Annotated in this window: 3 protein-coding genes; all 3 read left to right on the forward strand. The window is 62.9% G+C overall.

The annotated features are described in order from the left end of the window. The coding region (locus tag ACSLE4_RS01015; protein WP_435902630.1) for a sensor histidine kinase at nucleotides 1-651 on the forward strand (651 nt) is incomplete at its 5' end. Next, nucleotides 648-1,328 carry a response regulator transcription factor gene (locus tag ACSLE4_RS01020; protein WP_435902631.1) on the forward strand — a complete coding sequence of 227 codons (681 nt, stop codon included), beginning with the start codon at nucleotides 648-650 and terminating at the stop codon, nucleotides 1,326-1,328. The genes ACSLE4_RS01015 and ACSLE4_RS01020, both read left to right, overlap by 4 nt. Before the next feature lie 253 nt (nucleotides 1,329-1,581). Continuing rightward, nucleotides 1,582-2,090, forward strand: a 509-nt coding sequence (locus ACSLE4_RS01025; protein WP_435902632.1) for an ABC transporter substrate-binding protein, incomplete at its 3' end; no start/stop codon positions are given.

Raw genomic sequence — 2,090 nt, forward strand, 5'->3', positions numbered from 1 at the left:
CCGCTTACCGTCATCCGCGGCGAAGGCGAGATTTCCTTGCGCGGCAAGAACAAGCGCATCGCCGAGTACAAGCACTCCATCGAACGCATCGTCGAGCAGGCAAAGCATCTCTCCGTGTTGGTCAACGACCTCTTGTTCATTGCCCGCCAAGGCGCCGGCGCCGCCAAGCTTAAGCTTCAGTCTCTGGATTTGACGGATTTGGTCGAAAAGGTCTGCGGCGACGCGAAAGTCATCGCTCACAGCAAGGCCGTCGGCATCACCCTCGCCAACGGCTCCAGCCACGAGATGGTCCACGGCGACCCCGCGCGCCTGCGGCAGCTCTTTCTCGTCCTACTTGATAATGCCGTTCGCTACTCCAACTCCAAGGGAGTGATCGAGGTCGAGGTCGGACGGTCGAATGGCAAGGTGACGGTGCAAGTTTCGGATTCCGGAGTTGGCATCGCGCCGGACGAACTCGAGGGGATTTTCGAACGCTTCCGCCGCGGCGGCAACGCCGCGGAGATGAACGAGGAAGGGCTCGGTCTTGGCCTCCCCCTCGCCAAGGCCATCGTGGAGGCCCACAAGGGAAGGATTGAGATGGAGAGCAAGGAGGGCGAAGGAACGACCGTCGTGGTCACCTTGCCGGCGGATACCGAGGGGGGACAGGCGTGAACGTGCTTTTGGTCGAAGACGAAACGCGCGTCGCCGATTTCATCGACCGCGGCCTTCGGGCGGAGAACCATGGGGTGACCGTGGCCCCCACCGGCGGCGAGGGTGTCGAGCTCGCCAAGACCGGCGAGTTCGACGTGATCATTCTCGATCTCATGCTGCCCGATATGCACGGCTACGATGTCTGCCAGCGCCTGCGCCAGGAGGGCCAGCACACGCCAATCCTGATGCTGACGGCCATGGATGCGCTCGAGGACAAGATCAAAGGCATCAAGATCGGCGCCGACGACTATCTCACCAAGCCTTTCGATTTCGATGAGCTCTTGGTACGCATCGAGGCCCTGTTCCGCCGCTCGCACAACTTCGCGCAAAGCTCGAACGTTCTGAAGGTTTCGGATCTCGAGCTGGACCGCGAGTTGCTGGAGGTCAAGCGTGGCGGCGAGGCCATCAAGCTCACCGCGAAGGAGCTGGCCATCATCGAGCTTCTGATGGGCGCGCCCGGGCGCGTCTTCTCGCGCACCCGCATCCTCAACCAGGTCTGGGGCTATAGCGAGGATCCCCTGACCAACGTGGTCGACGTTTATATCGCCCGGCTTCGGCGCAAGATCGACACCAAGGGACGCGACCCTCTGATCGAAACGGTGCGCGGCCACGGCTATCGGCTAAAGGCGGCAGGCTGATGCGGATCCGGGGCCATGGGCTTTTTCCAGGAACGCCGCCAGAGTGCTGGCAGGGTGGGATTGGAAACTTGCTAAGCGCGATCCATCGGTTAGATTATGCCCCGCCACTCTCGCCGACTACGCGCCATAACGCTTCCAGGCCTTGCCTAAGGGCCATGGCCGCGCCTGCCCGTCAGCGACAGGAGCTTCGGGTGCGCTACGCCTGGCTCGTCCCAAAGAACCTGGAACCAAGAATGAACGTGGAGGAGCCCCGTTGCGGTCACGTCTGGTAGCCTTTTTGATCCTTGCTCTGGCGAGCAGCACCGCTGCACATGCGGAGGATCTGACCACCATCGAGGTCGGTGTCCTGAAGTTCGGCACCGTAAGCTGGGTTCTCGATACCATCGAGGCCAACGGGCTCGACAAGGCGGAAGGCATTAAGCTCGACGTCACACCGCTGGCCAGCACCCAGGCGACGACCGTGGGCTTGCAAAGCGGCTCGATGGACGTCGTCGCCACGGACTGGCTCTGGGTCTCGCGCGAGCGGAACAGCGGCGCGGACTTTACCTTCGCACCCTTCTCCACGGCGCTCGGCGCCATCATGGTTTCCCCGGATTCGCCCATCAAGACCCTGGCCGACCTGAAGGGCAAGACGCTCGGCGTCGCCGGCGGCCCGCTCGACAAGAGCTGGCTGCTGATCGTGGCCTATGCGCTGCGCACCGCGAATATCGACCTGCGCACCGACACGACCCAAGAGTACGGCGCACCGCCTCTCCTTGCCGA

Origin of the sequence: Methyloceanibacter sp. (assembly GCF_051306395.1) — a bacterium.
GTDB lineage: Bacteria > Pseudomonadota > Alphaproteobacteria > Rhizobiales > Methyloligellaceae > Methyloceanibacter.